The sequence below is a fragment of the Pseudomonas fluorescens genome (assembly GCF_902497625.1).
In the GTDB taxonomy this organism is placed as follows: domain Bacteria; phylum Pseudomonadota; class Gammaproteobacteria; order Pseudomonadales; family Pseudomonadaceae; genus Aquipseudomonas; species Aquipseudomonas fluorescens_BQ.
This window is the reverse complement of the sequence record NZ_CABVGX010000035.1, coordinates 1-17,182: the sequence shown is the minus strand read 5'-3', so window position 1 is coordinate 17,182 and position 17,182 is coordinate 1. Positions and strand designations below refer to the sequence as shown.

The window sequence follows — 17,182 nt, the reverse complement described above, 5'->3', positions numbered from 1 at the left end:
CACACTTGATATGGAAATGGTATCAGCCATCTGATGAAGCATTACCGTCAGGGGTCACTTCCCCTACTCGCTTTTCCAGCTGTCGTAACCGTCGAGCAATGTCATCGAGCTGACGCAGACGTGCCGCGCTTTTGCGCCATTCGGCAGCCGGCTGCATGGCCGTGCCGGAAGAATAGGAACCTGGCTCGGTAATCGAGTGGGTAACCATGGTCATCCCGGTGATGAAAACCTTGTCGCAAATCTCGATGTGCCCCACCAGCCCGACACCACCGGCGAGCATGCAATGCTTGCCGATTTTGGTGCTGCCAGAGATACCCACACAAGCAGCCATGGCGGTGTGATCACCGATCTGCACGTTATGGGCAATCTGGATCTGATTGTCGAGCTTGACGCCATTACCGATGACGGTATCCGCCAGCGCACCGCGGTCGATGGCGGTATTGACGCCAATCTCCACATCGTCGCCGACCAGCACACCGCCGATCTGGGCGATTTTCTGCCAGATGCCTTTCTCGTTGGCAAAGCCGAAGCCTTCACCACCGAGCACTGCACCGGATTGGATCACCACCCGCTTGCCGATGCGCACATCGTGATACAACGTGACTCTCGGGGCCAGCCACCCGCCCTCGCCGATCTCGCTGCGCGCACCAATAAAGCAGTGCGCGCCAATTGTCACGCCTGCGCCGATACGCGCTCCGCATTCAATAACCGCAAAGGCACCGATACTCGCCGCAGGATCAATCACGGCGTTGTCCGCCACCACCGCAGTCGGGTGGATGCCGGGAGCTGCCTTGGGTTTGGGATCGAACAGATGGGAGATGCGTGCGTACGCAAGGTACGGATCGGGAACGATCAGCACATCACTCTTACACCCGTCGGCATCGGCGGCCTTCAGCAACAAGGCAGCGGCCCGGCAGTCCACCAGGTATTTACGGTATTGGGGATTTGCCAGGAAGCTCAACTGAGCTGGGCCAGCCTCTTGCAAAGTGGCTAGCCCAGTAATTTCTTTCTCCGCGTCGCCACGTAGGGTGGCGCCGAGGAACTCGGCCAACTGGCCGAGTTTCATGGTCGCTGTCATGGATTACTTCAGCTGATTCATGCGCTCGATGACCTGGCGGGTGATGTCGTACTGAGGTTTGACATCAATCACTGCGCCACGCTCGAAGACCAGGTCAAAAGCACCTTTCTTGATGACTTCTTCCACAGCGCTGTCCAGTTTCGGCTTCAGCTGCTTCAGCATTTCACGGTCGGCAACGGCTTTTGCTTCGTTCAGTTCCTTGGACTGAAACTGAAAGTCACGAGCCTTTTGCTTGAATTCAAGCTCCAGACGCTCGCGCTCGCCTTGCTGCATTTTGTCACCGCCGGCCATCAGACGATCCTGAATGCCTTTGGCACTGCTTTCCAGTGTTTTGAGCTTGCTCAGCTGAGGGCCGAACTTTTTCTCGGCATCCACGGCGTATTTCTTCGCCGCGTCAGATTCCAGCAGGGCCATTTGATAGTTCAGAACGGCGATTTTCATGTCGGCAAAAGCCGGACCTGCTACCAGTACGGTTGCCAGGAGAACCAATTGAGTCAACTTACGCACGATGCACTCCTACAAAATCCATTGTCGTTATCTTGGGTCAGACGCTTAGAACGTCTGGCCGAGGGAGAATTGGAACACTTGTGTTTCAGCCTCATCCGGTTTTTTGATTGGCATGGCCAACGCGAAACTCAATGGACCCAGGGCGGTGACCCATGTCACACCGACACCGACGGAGCTTGCCATGTTGCTCAGGCTGATTTCGTTGCACTTGGTGTTGGACTTCGTGCCATCGGCGTTGGTGGTATCCGAGCAAGACGAGTCGAACACGTTACCCACATCCCAGAAGACCGAAGTGCGCAGGGAACGTTGATCTTTCACGAACGGCAGAGGGAACAGCAGCTCTACACCACCCTGGATCAGGACGTTACCACCGAATGGCAGTGGATCCTGGTCCGGGTCAACCGATGTACCCGGGTTACGACCGGTACTCGGCGTACTGCGTGGACCCAGCGTGCTGTCCTTGAAGCCACGTACCGAGTTGAAACCACCTGCGTAGTAGTTCTCGTAGAACGGCAAGCCGTCGGTCGAACCGTATCCGTCACCGTAACCCAGCTCGGTGTGCAGGCGCATGGTGTAGTTTTCGGACAATGGCTGGAACAACTGGCCACGGTAATCAAGCTTGAAGAACGACAGGTCGCTGCCCGGCGTCGTGGTTTCCAGCACCAGGCTCTGAGAGCGACCGCGAGTGGCCAGCACGCCTTTGTTCAATGTCGACTCGGACCAACCGGCCGAGGCCTTGAAGTTCAGGTACTTGTCGCCTTCCTTGTTCACGAAATCGAAAATCTCGTCGACGGTGTAAACGCCCGTCTTGATCGTGTCCTGTTGCGCTGTCAGGCCGAAGGTCAGGCGCGACGTTTCGCTGATCGGATAACCCACGTTGACGCCGGCACCCAGACTGTCCACTGCATAGCTGGCGAGATCGGTTTCAAGCTCGTCATAGTCAGTGGTGCGATAGAACGCGTTGTAACCGAGGCTGACGCCATCAGCAGTCCAATACGGGTCCACATAACCGAAGTTATACCGAGTCTGGTATTCACTGCGGGTCAGGCCGATGCTGACCTTGTTACCGGTACCGAGGAAGTTGTTCTGAGTGATCGAGCCACCAAGAATCAGACCGGCGCTCTGGGCAAAACCGACACTCGCAGTGATCGAGCCGGACGCCTGCTCTTCTACGCTGTAGTTCACATCAACCTGGTCGTCGACACCCGGCACTGCTGGCGTTTCGACGTTGACTTCCTTGAAGAAGCCCAAACGCTCAAGACGGGTCTTGGACTGGTCGATCAAGTAGGTCGACGCCCAACCCCCTTCCATCTGACGCATTTCACGGCGCAGCACTTCGTCTTCCGACTTGGTGTTGCCACGGAAGTTGATACGGTTTACGTAAGCACGTTTGCCCGGATCGACAGCGAACGTGATATCGACGGTGTTGTCTTCATCATGAGGCTGAGGCACGCCGTTGACGTTGGCAAAGGTGTAGCCTTCGTTACCCAGACGACGGGTGATCAGTTCGGACGTAGTCGTCATCAGCTTGCGCGAGAACACCTGGCCTTTCTGCACCAGCAGCAACGATTTGACCTGGTCCTCAGGGACTTTCAGGTCACCACTGAGTTTGACGTCGCGAACGGTGTACTTCTCGCCTTCGTTGACGTTGACAGTGATATAGACGTGTTTCTTGTCCGGGGTGATTGAGACCTGGGTCGAAGCGATATCCATGTTGATATAGCCACGGTCCAGGTAGTAGGAGCGCAGACGCTCCAGGTCACCGGACAGCTTTTCACGCGCATACTTGTCATCGTTCTTGAAGAACGACAACCAGTTGGTGGTTTTCAGTTCGAACAGATCGATCAGGTCGTCATCCGGGAAAACCGTGTTGCCCACCACGTTGATGTGCTGGATAGCGGCAACCGTGCCTTCGTTGATGTTGACCTTGAGCGCCACGCGGTTACGCGGCTGCGATACCACTTCGGTATCGACGGTCGCCGAGTAACGGCCCTGAGCGACGTACTGACGCTGCAGTTCGTTACGCACGCCTTCGAGCGTGGCGCGCTGGAAGATCTCGCCTTCGGCAAGACCGGATTGTTTGAGACCCTTCATCAAGTCTTCAGTAGAGATCGCCTTGTTACCCTCGATCTCGATACTGGCAACGGATGGGCGCTCGACCACCGTGATGACCAGGACGTTGCCATCACGGCCCAGCTGGATATCTTGAAAGAAACCGGTTTTGAACAACGCACGAGTGGATTCCACCAGGCGACGATCATCCGCCTGTTCACCGACGTTCAACGGCAAGGCACCAAAGACGCTACCCGCGGAGACCCGCTGGAGGCCATTGACGCGAATATCAGAGATAGTGAAGGACTCGGCGTGAACTTCGGCGATCATCAATACGGTGAGAACCGCAGTTAGCAGCAGACGTTTCATGAAGTCCTTTCTTATTCCAACTGGCAATAAACAAACTGCCGCAAAATGCGGCAGATTCGCAATTCGGCGAAGCGTTACAGTCGACCCAGATCATTGACCAGAGCAAGCAACATCACCCCGACCACCAAACTGATACCGATCTGTATCCCCCAACCCTGCACCCGATCCGACAAGGGACGACCACGCGCCCATTCGATCAGATAAAACAACAAATGCCCCCCATCCAGTACTGGAATGGGCAGCAAATTCAGAACACCCAGGCTAATACTCAGATAAGCAAGGAAATTCAGGAAATCAGCGACACCCGACTGGGCAGAAGCGCCCGCCACTTTAGCAATGGTTATCGGTCCACTCAAGTTTTTTACCGAGAGCTCGCCGAACAACATTTTCTTGAGCGAATCGAGGGTCAGGATGCTCATGGTCCAAGTGCGTCGAGCCCCTTCGCCAATTGCAGCCAACGGACCGTAACTGACCTCGCGAATCATCTCCGGCGGCCAGTCGATCGCTTTTACGCCAGCGCCCAGGTAACCGCTCGGCGCTTTGCTCTCGCCACGAGCAGCCAACATCACAGGGACGTCGATTTGAGCACTGTCGCGCTCGACTCGCAGCATGATTTTGGTATCGGGATGCATCCGCACCGTGTCGACCACTTGCTGCCAATCATCCACGGCCTTGCCGTCGAGCGCGAGCAAGCGATCACCGGTTTTCAGGCCAGCAGCCTGGGCCGGACCTTTCGGGTCGAGCTCTGCAAGCACCGGCGGCAATGCCGGACGCCACGGGCGAATCCCCAGCGAGCGAATCGGATCCGGCTCGTCGGCGCCTTTGAGCCATTCATTCAACACCAGCTCTCGAGGCGTGTCTGCCGTGGAGCCTTGTTCGCGCACCAACACTTGCAGCGAACCACTCTCACCAAGCCGACGAACCAACTGCAGGTTGACCGCACTCCAGCCAGTGGTCGCTTCGCCGTCGATGGCAACGATTTCCTGGCCGGCATTCAAACCGGCCTTGGCGGCAATGCTGCCGGACTCGACGGCACCAATGACAGGACGCACCTGCTCGCTGCCGAGCATCGCCAAAACCCAGAAAAAAATCAGTGCCAGTAAAAAGTTGGCAATCGGGCCGGCCGCGACAATGGCGATGCGTTGGCGCACCGACTTGCGATTGAAAGACTGGTCGAGCTGATCGAGCGGGACTTCACCCTCGCGCTCGTCGAGCATCTTCACGTAGCCGCCCAGCGGGATGGCGGCGACCACGAACTCGGTGCCTTGCTTGTCGTGCCAGCGCAGCAACGGCATGCCGAAACCTACGGAGAAACGCAACACCTTGACCCCGCAGCGACGCGCGACCCAAAAATGGCCGAACTCGTGGAAGGTAACCAGCACACCCAAGGCTATCAGGGTGCCGACAATCATATAGAGCGCGCTCATTTACTTTCTCCGCATTCTTGTCGAGTGCTGCATGCTATCGCCCGTGGCGACTCAACCATTGTCCGGCAAGAACCCGCGCTTTCGCGTCGGCCGTAAACACTGCCTCGAGGTCATCCACCGCAACCACCGGCTCGAGATTCAAGACTTCTTCGATGATACTCGCGATTTCCAGGTAGCGAACCCGCCCGTCGAGAAACGCGGCGACCGCCACTTCATTGGCGGCATTGAGCATTGCCGGGGCACTGTCGCCCGCCTCGGCTGCTTGCCGCGCCAGGCGCAAGCAAGGAAAACGCTGCTCGTCCGGCGCCTGAAAATCCAGACGGGCGATGGCAAACAGATCCAGCGGCGCCACCCCCGAATCAATACGCTCCGGCCAGGCCAGCGCATTTGATATAGGTGTGCGCATGTCGGGGTTACCCAACTGCGCCAGAACCGAGCCGTCGATATAGTCGACCAGCGAATGAATCACGCTCTGCGGATGAATCACAACCTCGACCTGCGACGGTTTTGCATCGAACAGCCAGCAGGCTTCGATGAGTTCCAGGCCCTTGTTCATCATGCTCGCCGAATCGACCGAAATCTTGCGGCCCATCGACCAGGTCGGGTGCGCGCAGGCCTGCTCGGGGGAAACATGCTCCAGGTCGGCCAAGGGCGTCTGCCGGAACGGACCGCCCGAGGCTGTCAGCAAAATCCGCCGGACACCCACCGCGCCAAGACCGCGGGAAAAGTCCGGCGGCATGCATTGAAAAATTGCGTTGTGCTCGCTGTCGATCGGCAGCAATACCGAGCCGCTTTTGCGCACGGCCTGCATGAACAAGGCACCGGACATGACCAGTGCTTCTTTATTGGCCAGCAGGATTTTCTTTCCGGCCTCGACCGCAGCCAATGTCGGACGCAAACCCGCCGCACCGACGATGGCCGCCATTACCGTATCGACTTCAGGATCAGACGCCACCTGACACAGACCTGCCTCTCCAACCAACACCCGGGTGGGGAGGCCGGCAACGCGCAAATCGTCTTGAAGAGTACGAGCAGCAGCCAACTCCGGCACCACCGCAAAGCGCGGCGCATGGCGCACGCACAATGCCAGCAACTCACTGAGGCGAGTGAAGCCACTCACAGCAAACACTTGGTAACGATCGGGATGCCTGGCAATGACATCGAGCGTGTTCAGACCAATCGAACCGGTGGCGCCAAGAACCGTAACCTGCTGAGGGCGACTCACGGCGCCGCCATCCACAACAACACAGCGAAGACCGGAATCGCAGCCGTCAGGCTATCAATGCGATCCAGTACGCCGCCGTGACCGGGCAGCAGATTACTGCTGTCCTTGATGCCGGACTGACGCTTGAACATGCTTTCAGTCAAATCGCCAACCACCGAGATGAACACGATAATCGCGGCGCCGATCAGACCGGTGAGGATCTGGCCGAAGCTCCAGTCACGAAACACACCGACGATAGCGGTCAGTACCAGGCTCAGCGCGAGACCGCCGTAGACACCTTCCCAGCTTTTGCCGGGACTGACGTGCGGAGCCAGTTTGCGTTTGCCAAATTTGCGCCCGGAGAAGTACGCGCCGATGTCGGCACCCCAGACCAGCACCATCACCGCCATGATCAGCCAGTTGCCCAATGGCGCCTGCTTGATCTGGACCAGACCTTGCCAGGCAGGCAGCAGGACCAGCAGACCGATCACCAGCTTGCAGGCGGCACTCGACCAATGCGCAGCCGAACCTGGATAAGTCAGCACCAGATATGTAGCCACCGCCCACCACAGCACGGCAGCCCCCAGCACCCAAGGTGCAAGGCCTGGCAGGATGTGCATGAAAAACAACATCACCGCGACAAGCGCAGCGTATCCAACGCGGGCCGACTGCGCGGCAAAACCTGCCAGGCGGGCCCACTCCCACGCGCCGAGCGTCACGACCAGCCCGATAAACAGGGCAAACCCGGTACCCTCAAGCAGGAAAAAGCCGCACAAGGCAATCGGCAGCAGGATCAGTGCAGTGATGATTCGTTGTTTAAGCATTAAACCCGGGCTCCAGCCTCGACCTGCTCGCTCGTTTTACCGAAGCGACGCTGGCGAGAAGCGAAATCGGCCAGCGCGGTGCGCATGGCGTCGTGTTTGAAGTCCGGCCAGAACAGGTCGGAGAAGTACAACTCGGCGTAAGCCAGCTGCCACAGCAGAAAATTACTGATGCGATGTTCGCCACCGGTACGGATGCACAGGTCCGGCAACGGCAGATCGCCGGTTGCCAGACAGGTTTGCAGCAGTTCCGGGGTGATGTCTTCCGGACGCAGATGCCCGGCCTGGACTTCGCGCGCCAGACGCTGCGCAGCCTGCGCGATGTCCCACTGACCACCGTAGTTGGCGGCGATTTGCAGGACAAAGCGGTTGGAGCCCGCCGTCATGGCCTCGGCCTCGCGCATGGCGACTTGCAGTTCCGGATGGAAGCGCGAGCGGTCGCCAATGATGCGCAGGCTGATGTTGTTGTCGTTGAGACGCTTGGCCTCGCGACGCAACGCCTTGAAAAACAGGTCCATCAAGGCGCTGACTTCATCCGCCGGACGCTGCCAGTTCTCGCTGGAGAAGGCAAACAGGGTCAACACCTCGACCTTGGCCTCGGCACACACCTCGATCACTGCACGAACGGCATCTACGCCGGCTTTATGCCCGGCGACACCCGGCATAAAGCGTTTTTTCGCCCAGCGATTGTTACCATCCATGATGATCGCGACATGGCGCGGCACCGCGGACGGCGCAGCCTGCTTGGTCTTTTCCATGAAAACGCGACCCTTATACGGCCATCAGGTCCGCTTCTTTTTGCTTGGTCGCTGCGTCGATATCGGCCTCAGCCTTATCGGTGAGCTTCTGGATATCGGTAGCAGCACGACGCTCTTCGTCTTCGCTGATTTCCTTGTCCTTGACCAGTTTTTTCAATTCACCCAATGCATCGCGACGAATGTTGCGCACGGCAACACGGGCGTCCTCGGCAGCGCTGCGAGCCTGCTTGGTGAAGCCCTTGCGGGTTTCTTCGGTCAGAGCAGGCATGGAGATCAGCAGCAACTCACCCAGGTTGGTCGGGTTGAGGTTCAAACCGGCGCTCTGGATCGCCTTGTCGACGGCAGCCAGCATATTGCGCTCGAATGCCACGACCTGGAGAGTGCGGGAGTCTTTTACAGTGACGTTGGCAACGCCGCTCAACGGGGTGTCGGCGCCATAGTAAGGCACCATTACGCTGCCCAGGATGCTTGGGTGAGCCTTGCCGGTACGAATCTGACCAAACGCGTGGGACAGAGATTCCAGGGATTTTTGCATGCGCTCTTGAGCGTCTTTCTTGATGTCGTTGATCATTGTTGGCCTTCCTCGATCAGGGTCCCTTCAGCGCCGCCATGTACGATGTTCAGCAGGGCGCCGGGCTTGTTCATGTTAAATACGCGCAATGGCATCTTGTGGTCGCGGCACAGGCAAATGGCCGTCAGATCCATCACGCCCAGCTTGCGATCCAGCACTTCATCATAAGTCAGATGATCGAACTTCTCGGCATGCGGGTCTTTGAACGGGTCAGCGGTGTAGACGCCATCGACCTTGGTCGCCTTGAGCACAACATCGGCGTCGATTTCGATTGCACGCAGGCAGGCTGCCGAATCCGTGGTGAAGAAAGGATTACCGGTACCGGCCGCAAAAATCACCACTTCCTTGGCGTTCAAATGGCGCATTGCTTTGCGACGATCGTAGTGATCAGTCACGCCAACCATGGAAATGGCCGACATCACGATGGCTGAGATATTGGCACGTTCCAGCGCATCGCGCATGGCCAGGGCGTTCATCACAGTGGCCAGCATGCCCATGTGATCTCCGGTAACCCGATCCATGCCGGCCGCGCTCAGCGCGGCACCGCGGAACAGGTTGCCGCCGCCGATCACCAGTCCGACCTGAACGCCGATGCCGACCAATTGGCCAACTTCCAGCGCCATGCGATCCAGGACTTTCGGATCGATCCCGAACTCTTCCGAGCCCATCAGGGCCTCGCCGCTAAGCTTGAGTAGAATGCGTTTATAGCGAGCCTGATAACCACTGCCCTGCTGAGCCATTGCGAATCTCTCCTGCGGCGTATTTTAAAAATTCTTTGCTAGCTGTTTACAGCTGGCGTTCACTCTAGCTTGGCGCTGCTTCAGCGCCATCGGAACATGGCTTTGTAAGCCAGTTCCTCAAGGAAACCAACAAAAATTGGTACCCCATCTGAAAAGAGGCTGCGCGCGTTAGCGGGCAGCCTCTTCAGGGCGACAGTTGAAAACTGTCTTATTGCTTGGCGGCAGCCAGCTGGGCAGCAACTTCTTCAGCGAAGTTGTCGACCGGCTTCTCGATGCCTTCGCCTACTTTGAAGTAGGTGAAAGAAACGATTTCAGCACCGGCTTTCTTGGCCAGTTCGCCAACCTTGATTTCAGGGTTCTTGACGAACGCCTGCTCAACCAGGCTTGCTTCAGCCAGGAACTTGCTGATGCGGCCTTTGACCATGTTTTCAACGATGTTCTCTGGCTTGCCAGCGATTTTGTCAGCGTTGAGGGTCAGGAATACGCCTTTCTCGCGCTCTACCGCTTCAGCGGAAACTTCCGATGGCAGCAGGAATTCCGGGTTGGTAGCCGCTACGTGCATGGCGATGTCTTTGGCCAGCTCAACGTCGCCGCCCTTCAGAACAACTGCAACACCGATCTTGTTGCCGTGCAGGTAACCACCAACAACATCACCTTCCACGCGAGCCAGGCGACGGATGTTGACGTTTTCGCCAACCTTGCCGACCAGTACCAGGCGATCAGCTTCTTGAGCTTCGATCAGCGGAGCGACGTCAGTCAGCTTGTCAGCGAAGGCTTTTTCAACGCTGGAAGCGACGAATGCCTTGAAGTCGTCCTGCAAAGCCAGGAAGTCGGTCTGCGAGTTCACTTCCAGCAGAACAGCGGACTTGCCGTCTTCTTTAAGAGCGATTGCGCCTTCAGCAGCAACGTTGCCTGCTTTCTTGGCAGCCTTGATGGCGCCCGAAGCACGCATGTCATCAATGGCTTTTTCGATGTCGCCGCCAGCCTTGGTCAAGGCCTTTTTGCAGTCCATCATGCCTTCGCCAGTACGCTCGCGCAGTTCTTTGACCAACGCTGCAGTAATCTCTGCCATTTCAAAATCCTCTTGGATAGGTTTTCAACCATTCCACCCGATCGATCGGGCGATCAATTCTTCCCCAACCACCCCTGTTAGCAGCTGCAAATTACAAATACTGTAAATGCGCCACCGGACAAATGGTTTTCGAGGTGGCAAAAAGGGGGCCAAGCCCCCTTTTTGCTTACTGAGTCAACGCCAGGGCGTCAATTACTCAGCTGCAGCTGCCGGAGCTTCTTCAACGAACTGCTCGGTGCCGCCAGCAACGTGGTTGCGACCGCGGATAACTGCGTCAGCCATCGAACCCATGTACAACTGGATAGCGCGGATTGCGTCATCGTTGCCCGGGATGATGTAGTCAACGCCTTCCGGGCTGCTGTTGGTATCGACGACGCCAATAACCGGGATGCCCAGCTTGTTGGCTTCGGTGATCGCGATGCGCTCGTGATCAACGTCGATAACGAACAGTGCGTCTGGCAGACCGCCCATGTCCTTGATACCACCCAGGGAACGATCGAGCTTCTCAAGATCGCGGGAGCGCATCAGCGCTTCTTTCTTGGTCAGCTTGGCGAACGTACCGTCTTCGGCTTGCACTTCAAGGTCACGCAGACGCTTGATGGAAGCACGGATGGTTTTGAAGTTGGTCAGCATGCCGCCCAACCAGCGGTGATCGACGTACGGCGAACCGCAACGTGCTGCTTCTTCAGCAACGATCTTGCCAGCGGAACGCTTGGTGCCGACGAACAGAATCTTGTTTTTGCCCTGGGCCAGACGCTCTACGAAAGTCAAAGCTTCGTTGAACATTGGCAGGGTTTTTTCAAGGTTGATAATGTGGATCTTGTTACGCGCGCCGAAAATGTACTTGCCCATTTTCGGGTTCCAGTAACGGGTCTGGTGGCCGAAGTGCACACCGGCCTTCAGCATATCGCGCATGTTGACTTGGGACATGATAGTTCCTTAATAAGTCGGGTTTGGCCTCCACGTATCCCAATGACCAACCAGCAGCATCAGCTGAAGGCACCCAGGTCATCGTGTCGACACGTGTGTGGATTTAAGCCTTCCGAGGTATCCCCGGAAAGCGGCGCATTTTATATCACAAGCCTGTAAAAAACGGAACCCGGATTCTCGATTCCTGATGCGCGCGTTCGCAGGCGCGCTTGGAATCACTCACCAATGCGCCTATCTATAAGGAGAAGCGACGTATAGAGGCTCAGATTTGCCCTTGTCGTCTGTTAGAATCGCGTTTTTCGGGCGGCGAGGATGCAATCGCACTTTGCCCGTTTCGTTTTAGCAAGCGCCCTCGAGCGCAGAGAGAGCCTGTATGACCGTCACCTTCAAAACACCGGAGGACATCGCAAAAATGCGTGTCGCCGGCAAACTGGCCGCCGATGTGCTGGAAATGATTGCCGAACATGTCAAACCCGGCGTCACCACGGAAGAGCTGGACCGCATTTGCCATGACTACATCGTCAACGAGCAAAAAGCCATCCCTGCCCCGCTCAACTACAAGGGCTACCCGAAGTCGATCTGCACCTCGATCAACCACGTGGTTTGCCACGGCATACCCAACGAGAAGCCGTTGAAAGACGGCGACACGCTGAACATTGACGTCACCGTGATCAAGGATGGTTACCACGGCGACACCAGCCGCATGTTCCACGTCGGTACGGTTCCGGTCTGGGCAGAGCGTCTTTCTCAAGTGACACAGGAATGCATGTACAAGGCGATCGAACTGGTCAAACCCGGCTGCCGCCTGGGCGATATCGGTGAAGTCATCCAGAAGCACGCGGAAAAAAATGGCTTTTCGGTGGTCCGCGAATTCTGCGGACACGGCATCGGCAAGGTGTTTCACGAGGAACCGCAGATCCTGCACTACGGCCGCGCGGGTACCGGCATGGAACTGCAAGCCGGCATGACGTTCACCATCGAGCCAATGATCAACCAGGGCAAGGCCGACACCAAGGTATTGGGCGACGGCTGGACCGCGATCACCAAGGATCGCAAGCTGTCGGCGCAGTGGGAACACACCCTGCTGGTCACCGAAACCGGTTACGAGATTTTCACCTTGCGGGCCGACGACACCATCGCGCGCATCTCGGCCTGATCCAGTCCTACTACCCCTAGCCTTATAGACAGGAATGCCAATCGATGCCGCAGGTGGATCCCGAACTCTTCGACCGTGGCCAGTTTCAGGCTGAACTGGCCCTGAAGGCCAGCCCGATCGCCGCTTTCAAGAAAGCGATCCGCCAGGCCCGCGAGGTGCTCGACGGGCGCTTTCGCAGCGGCCGGGAGATTCGCCGGCTGATCGAGGACCGTGCCTGGTTCGTCGACAACATCCTGCAAAAGGCCTGGGAGCAGTTTGACTGGAGCGAGGACGCCGACATCGCGCTGGTCGCGGTCGGCGGCTACGGCCGCGGCGAGCTGCACCCTTACTCCGATATCGACTTGCTGATTCTGCTGGACAGCGCCGACCACGAGATTTTTCGTGATTCCATCGAGCGTTTTCTGACCCTGCTGTGGGACATCGGCCTGGAAGTCGGTCAGAGCGTTCGCTCGGTGGACGAATGCGCAATTGAAGCCCGCGCCGACCTGACAGTGATCACCAACCTGATGGAAAGCCGCACCATTGCCGGGCCCGAGCGCTTGCGTCAGCGCATGCTGGATGTCACCAGCACCGCGCGGATGTGGCCGAGCAAGGAATTCTTCCTGGCCAAACGCGCCGAGCAGAAAGCCCGTCACCACAAGTACAACGACACTGAATACAACCTGGAACCCAACGTCAAAGGCTCACCCGGGGGCCTGCGCGATATCCAGACGATTCTGTGGGTGGCGCGTCGCCAATACGGCACCCTCAACCTCCGGGCGCTGGCTGGCGAAGGTTTTCTGGTCGAGAGCGAAAACACTCTGCTGGCCTCGTCCCAGGAGTTCCTGTGGAAAGTGCGTTACGCTCTGCACATGCTCGCCGGTCGCTCCGAAGACCGCTTGCTGTTCGATCATCAGCGTTCCATCGCCGGGCTGCTGGGGTTCGAAGGCGATGACGCCAAACAAGCCATCGAAAACTTCATGCAACAGTATTATCGAGTGGTCATGAGCATCGCCCAGCTCAGTGACCTGATCATCCAGCACTTCGAAGAAGTGATCCTCGCCCCCGAGGACGAAGCGCCGCCGACGCCCATCAATTCGCGGTTCCAGCTTCACGATGGCTACATCGAAGCGCGCAACGACAACGTGTTCCGCCGCACGCCGTTTGCCATGCTCGAAATCTTCGTGCTGATGGCCCAGCAGCCGGAAATCAAAGGCGTGCGTGCCGACACCATTCGCCTGCTACGGGAAAATCGCCATCTGATTGACGATGATTTCCGCAACGACATTCGCAACACCAGCCTGTTCATCGAACTGTTCAAGTGCAAAATCGGCATCCACCGCAACCTGCGCAGGATGAACCGCTACGGCATCCTCGGACGTTATCTGCCGGAATTCGGTTTTATCGTCGGCCAGATGCAGCATGACCTGTTCCACATTTATACCGTCGATGCGCACACGCTCAACTTGATCAAGCACTTGCGTAAGTTGCAGTACACCCAGGTGTCAGAAAAATTCCCGCTGGCCAGCAAGCTCATGGCCAAGCTGCCCAAGCCCGAACTGATATACCTCGCCGGCCTGTACCACGACATTGGCAAGGGACGGCATGGCGATCACTCGGAGATCGGCGCGGTGGATGCCGAGGCTTTCTGCCAGCGCCATCAACTGCCTGTGTGGGACAGTCGCCTGATTGTCTGGCTGGTGCAAAACCATCTGGTGATGTCGACCACCGCTCAGCGCAAGGACCTGTCTGACCCGCAGGTGATCCACGACTTCGCACAGATCGTCGGCGACGAAACGCACCTGGATTACCTGTATGTACTGACCGTCGCCGACATCAATGCAACCAACCCGACGCTGTGGAATTCCTGGCGCGCGAGCCTGTTGCGTCAGCTGTACACCGAGACCAAGCGGGCCTTGCGCCGCGGCCTGGAAAACCCGGTGGATCGTGAAATGCAGATCCGCCAGACGCAGAGCGCAGCGCTGGACATTCTGGTGCGCGGCGGGACGGACCCGGACGACGTCGAACAGTTGTGGTCGCAACTGGGCGATGACTATTTCCTGCGGCACACGGCCGGCGATGTTGCCTGGCACACCGACGCCATCCTCCAGCAGCCGGCCGATGGCGGCCCGCTGGTGCTGATCAAGGAGACCACTCAGCGCGAATTCGAAGGCGGCACGCAGATCTTCATCTATGCACCGGACCAGCACGACTTCTTCGCCGTGACGGTGGCTGCCATGGATCAGCTCAACCTGAACATTCACGACGCGCGAGTCATCACCTCGAGCAGCCAGTTCACCCTCGACACCTACATTGTGCTCGACACGGACGGCGATTCGATCGGCGACAATCCGACGCGAGTCAAACAGATCCGCGAAGGCCTGACTGAGGCCCTGCGTAACCCGGACGATTATCCGACGATCATCCAGCGTCGGGTGCCGCGCCAGCTCAAACATTTCGCGTTTGCGCCGCAGGTAACCATCCACAACGACGCCCAGCGCCCGGTGACCGTGCTGGAACTCAGCGCGCCGGATCGCCCGGGACTGCTAGCGCGGATCGGAACGATTTTCCTCGAGTTCGACCTGTCGCTGCAAAATGCCAAGATCGCCACGTTGGGCGAGCGCGTGGAAGACGTGTTCTTCATTACCGATGCCAACAATCAGCAACTGTCCGACCCATTGTTGTGCAGCCGTTTGCAGGATGCAATCGTCGAACAGCTGACAGTGAGCCAGGAACCCGAGATCAATTTGTCGCGTATCAGTATTTGAACCAAACCACTTTTCCTGTGGGAACGGACTTGGCGAGGCGAGCTTATTGTGGCGAGGGGGCTCGCCCCCGTTCGGCTGCGAAGCAGTCGTAAACCATTGCACGCGGTAGGCCTGTAAGACCGCGCTCTCAGGTTTCAGGGGGCGCTTCGCACCCCAACGGGGGCAAGCCCCCTCGCCACAAAAGCCGTGGAACCGCCTGTTACTCCCACATTCAAAGAGACCCCGCACCGATGAACAATGCTCTGAACCAGTTGCAGCCCTACCCGTTCGAGAAGCTCCGCGCCCTGCTCGGCAGTGTCACGCCTAACCCGGACAAGCGCCCGATCGCACTGTCCATCGGCGAGCCGAAGCACCGTTCGCCAGGCTTCGTCGCCGAAGCGTTGGCGAGCAATCTGGATCAGATGGCCGTCTACCCGACCACCCTCGGCGTTCCGGCTTTGCGCGAAGCCATTGCCGCCTGGTGCGAACGTCGTTTCGATGTACCCACTGGCTGGCTCGATCCGGCGCGCAATGTGCTGCCGGTCAACGGCACGCGTGAAGCGCTGTTCGCCTTCACTCAAACCGTGGTCAACCGGGGCGATGACGCGCTGGTGGTCAGCCCCAATCCCTTCTATCAGATCTACGAAGGTGCGGCCTTCCTTGCCGGGGCCAAACCGCACTACCTGCCGTGCCTGGATGAAAACGGCTTCAACCCGGATTTCGACGCCGTTTCGCCAGACATCTGGAAGCGTTGCCAGATCCTGTTCCTCTGCTCGCCCGGCAACCCGACAGGCGCGCTGATTCCGGTCGAAACCCTGAAAAAACTCATCGCGCTGGCTGATGAGTTCGACTTCGTGATCGCCGCTGACGAATGCTATAGCGAGCTGTACTTCGACGAACAAACGCCGCCGCCGGGTCTGCTCAGCGCCTGCGTGGAACTGGGTCGCAAAGACTTCAAGCGTTGCGTGGTTTTTCACAGCCTGTCCAAGCGTTCCAATCTGCCGGGCCTGCGCTCGGGGTTCGTCGCCGGCGATGCCGATATTCTCAAAGGCTTCCTGCTTTACCGCACTTACCATGGCTGTGCGATGCCGGTGCAGACGCAACTGGCCAGCGTGGCCGCGTGGAATGACGAAGCTCACGTGCGCGCCAACCGCGACCTGTACCGTGAAAAATACGATGCTGTTCTGGAAATTCTCGGCCCGGTCATGGACGTGCAGCGACCGGACGGTGGCTTCTATCTGTGGCCGAATGTAAATGGCGATGACGAAGCGTTCTGCCGTGATCTGTTTGTTCAACAGCACGTGACCGTGGTGCCGGGGTCTTACCTGTCCCGCGAAGTTGACGGTTTTAACCCCGGTGCCGGCCGCGTGCGCCTGGCGCTGGTTGCACCGTTGGCGGAATGTGTTGAGGCCGCCGAGCGCATTCGGGACTTCGTTCAGCGCCGCAAGTAACCCTCATTGCGGTCACCAGAGTCACTTCACCTGTCCCAGGTTGGCTTCGCTCAGGTCCAGATCCGCAAGGACTTCCCTGAGCACGTCATCACCGATCTGGTGAAGTCGACTGAGTTTGTATAACTCCAGGCGTTGCGCTCGCAGCGCCTTGAGTCGCAGGCGCCGTTCCAGCAAATCCATCTGGAATGCCAGCGCCTGGGCTTCAGCCGAATCGTTGAATACTTCCAGCTGATGGCGATATTCGGACATGATCCGACCCTTGAGTTCAGTGGCCAACGCGGCCTCGGCGGCATCCTGGGGTTTGGCCTCCTCGGCTTCCA

Annotated in this window: 14 protein-coding genes and 1 pseudogene; 3 read left to right on the top strand and 12 right to left on the bottom strand. The window is 58.0% G+C overall.

Annotated elements, in window-relative coordinates:
- Positions 1 to 22 precede the first annotated feature (22 nt).
- The 11 genes from lpxD to rpsB all read right to left on the bottom strand — a co-directional run bounded on the left by lpxD (position 23) and on the right by rpsB (position 11,529).
- The gene (lpxD, locus tag F8N12_RS19770) at positions 23 to 1,078 is read right to left on the bottom strand and encodes a UDP-3-O-(3-hydroxymyristoyl)glucosamine N-acyltransferase (protein WP_150580091.1); all 1,056 of its coding nucleotides are present in this window, start codon (positions 1,076 to 1,078) and stop codon (positions 23 to 25) included.
- 3 nt (positions 1,079 to 1,081) lie between these two features.
- Complete coding sequence (locus F8N12_RS19765; RefSeq protein ID WP_010462812.1) at positions 1,082 to 1,585, bottom strand: OmpH family outer membrane protein; 504 nt, start codon at positions 1,583 to 1,585, stop codon at positions 1,082 to 1,084.
- Between the two features lie 45 nt (positions 1,586 to 1,630).
- The gene (gene bamA / locus F8N12_RS19760) at positions 1,631 to 4,006 is read right to left on the bottom strand and encodes an outer membrane protein assembly factor BamA (protein ID WP_150580092.1); all 2,376 of its coding nucleotides are present in this window, start codon (positions 4,004 to 4,006) and stop codon (positions 1,631 to 1,633) included.
- A 74-nt stretch (positions 4,007 to 4,080) separates the two neighbouring features.
- Positions 4,081 to 5,433: a sigma E protease regulator RseP gene (gene rseP / locus F8N12_RS19755; RefSeq protein WP_150580093.1), complete on the bottom strand. Its 1,353-nt coding sequence runs from the start codon at positions 5,431 to 5,433 to the stop codon at positions 4,081 to 4,083.
- A gap of 34 nt (positions 5,434 to 5,467) precedes the next feature.
- Positions 5,468 to 6,658, bottom strand: a complete 1,191-nt coding sequence (gene ispC / locus F8N12_RS19750; protein WP_150580094.1) for a 1-deoxy-D-xylulose-5-phosphate reductoisomerase — start codon at positions 6,656 to 6,658, stop codon at positions 5,468 to 5,470.
- Entirely contained in the window at positions 6,655 to 7,461 is an 807-nt protein-coding gene (locus F8N12_RS19745; protein ID WP_150580095.1) for a phosphatidate cytidylyltransferase, read from the bottom strand. The genes ispC and F8N12_RS19745 overlap by 4 nt, the downstream gene beginning before the upstream one ends.
- On the bottom strand, positions 7,461 to 8,216 hold the full coding sequence (gene uppS / locus F8N12_RS19740) for a polyprenyl diphosphate synthase (RefSeq protein ID WP_150580096.1): 756 nt from the start codon (positions 8,214 to 8,216) through the stop codon (positions 7,461 to 7,463). The genes F8N12_RS19745 and uppS overlap by 1 nt, the downstream gene beginning before the upstream one ends.
- Before the next feature lie 13 nt (positions 8,217 to 8,229).
- The gene (gene frr, locus F8N12_RS19735) at positions 8,230 to 8,787 is read right to left on the bottom strand and encodes a ribosome recycling factor (protein ID WP_150580097.1); all 558 of its coding nucleotides are present in this window, start codon (positions 8,785 to 8,787) and stop codon (positions 8,230 to 8,232) included.
- Positions 8,784 to 9,527 carry a UMP kinase gene (gene pyrH, locus F8N12_RS19730; protein WP_003172271.1) on the bottom strand — a complete coding sequence of 248 codons (744 nt, stop codon included), beginning with the start codon at positions 9,525 to 9,527 and terminating at the stop codon, positions 8,784 to 8,786. The genes frr and pyrH overlap by 4 nt, the downstream gene beginning before the upstream one ends.
- 208 nt (positions 9,528 to 9,735) lie before the next feature.
- On the bottom strand, positions 9,736 to 10,599 hold the full coding sequence (gene tsf / locus F8N12_RS19725) for a translation elongation factor Ts (RefSeq protein WP_028622556.1): 864 nt from the start codon (positions 10,597 to 10,599) through the stop codon (positions 9,736 to 9,738).
- A gap of 192 nt (positions 10,600 to 10,791) precedes the next feature.
- Positions 10,792 to 11,529: a 30S ribosomal protein S2 gene (gene rpsB / locus F8N12_RS19720; RefSeq protein WP_008028964.1), complete on the bottom strand. Its 738-nt coding sequence runs from the start codon at positions 11,527 to 11,529 to the stop codon at positions 10,792 to 10,794.
- A 373-nt stretch (positions 11,530 to 11,902) separates the two neighbouring features.
- Between rpsB and map the strand changes: the two genes are divergently transcribed.
- From map to dapC, 3 genes are all read left to right on the top strand, one after another.
- Positions 11,903 to 12,685 carry a type I methionyl aminopeptidase gene (gene map / locus F8N12_RS19715; RefSeq protein WP_150580098.1) on the top strand — a complete coding sequence of 261 codons (783 nt, stop codon included), beginning with the start codon at positions 11,903 to 11,905 and terminating at the stop codon, positions 12,683 to 12,685.
- Between the two features lie 44 nt (positions 12,686 to 12,729).
- Positions 12,730 to 15,432 (top strand): [protein-PII] uridylyltransferase, encoded by a 2,703-nt coding sequence (locus tag F8N12_RS19710; protein ID WP_150580099.1) that lies wholly within the window; start codon positions 12,730 to 12,732, stop codon positions 15,430 to 15,432.
- 230 nt (positions 15,433 to 15,662) lie between these two features.
- The gene (gene dapC / locus F8N12_RS19705) at positions 15,663 to 16,862 is read left to right on the top strand and encodes a succinyldiaminopimelate transaminase (RefSeq protein WP_150580100.1); all 1,200 of its coding nucleotides are present in this window, start codon (positions 15,663 to 15,665) and stop codon (positions 16,860 to 16,862) included.
- Between the two features lie 21 nt (positions 16,863 to 16,883).
- Here the strand turns inward: dapC and F8N12_RS19700 are convergent.
- Positions 16,884 to 17,182: pseudogene (locus F8N12_RS19700) on the bottom strand (Na+/H+ antiporter); the annotation flags it as partial.